Genomic DNA, 1,125 nt, shown 5'->3' with positions numbered 1-1,125 from the left:
CAAACTCGACCGCCGCGCACTACCCACACCCGACCTCACCGCAGCCCTCACCGGCGGACACACACCGAGCACGGTCACCGAAACCACCCTCGCCACCGTCTTCTCCGACATCCTGCACCTGCCCACCGACACCCCACTGTCGATCGACGACGACTTCTTCCGCCTCGGCGGCGACTCCATCTCCTCCATCCAAGTCGTCACCGCAGCCCGCCGCGCCGGCATCACCATCACCGCCGCCGACATCTTCACCCACCGCACCATCAGCGCCCTGGCACGAATCGCCGACACCCACACCCAGACCCACACCGAAACCGGACCCACCACCGTCACCACCGCACCACTGCAACCCATCGCCGCCCGCTACATAGACCGACCCGGCTTCGACCACTTCACCCAATCCTTCGTCTTCACCACCCCACCCGACCTCACCACCGACACCCTCCACCGAATCCTCAACAGGATCGCCACAGCCCACCCCACGCTCGGCGCTCGCCTTCGCCGCTCCGAAACCTGGGAGTTCACGCTTCCCTCCACAACGGTCGAATCGCCGATCCAATCGCTGACGACGTCGGACGGTTGGTCGAGCCCGCAATGGCTGACGACAGTCGACGACCTCGTCACCCGAATGTCCGATCAGATGGATCCGACGAACGGAATCCTCTGGCGCGCAATGTGGTGCACCACCTCCGGTGATGCCACCGGCCGCCTCGTCATGGTGATCCATCACCTCGCTGTCGACGGAGTCTCCTGGCGCATCCTTCAAGACGACCTCGCACACGCCTGGGCACTCGAAACCGGCGCCACCGAAGACGACCTGCTCCCCGCCGGAACCTCCATCACCACATGGACCCACGCACTGACCGAACGCGCACGCGACCCCCACCTCACCGACCAACTCGAGCACTGGAACACCGTCGCCGACGCCATACAGCCTCTCTTCGGCGAGCGGAGCGTCGACCCGGAGCGCGACACTCACGCCACAACCGGACAGATCGAGGTCACGGTTCCCGCCGACCTCACCGCTACCCTCATCGGCGACATCACCACCGCCCTCTCGGCGAGCGTCGAAGACATCCTCCTCACCGCACTGGGCATCGCGACCTGCGCATGGCGCGCACGCCACGG

The 1,125-nt window shown here is 66.0% G+C and carries 1 protein-coding gene; it reads left to right on the top strand.

The genetic code is table 11. The annotated features are described in order from the left end of the window. Positions 1-1,125: condensation domain-containing protein (locus BH95_RS24985; protein ID WP_037184753.1), on the top strand; the 1,125-nt coding region annotated here is incomplete at both ends.

Origin of the sequence: Rhodococcoides fascians A44A (assembly GCF_000760735.1) — a bacterium.
GTDB lineage: Bacteria > Actinomycetota > Actinomycetes > Mycobacteriales > Mycobacteriaceae > Rhodococcoides > Rhodococcoides fascians_E.
This window is presented reverse-complemented; position numbering and strand designations above follow the sequence as displayed.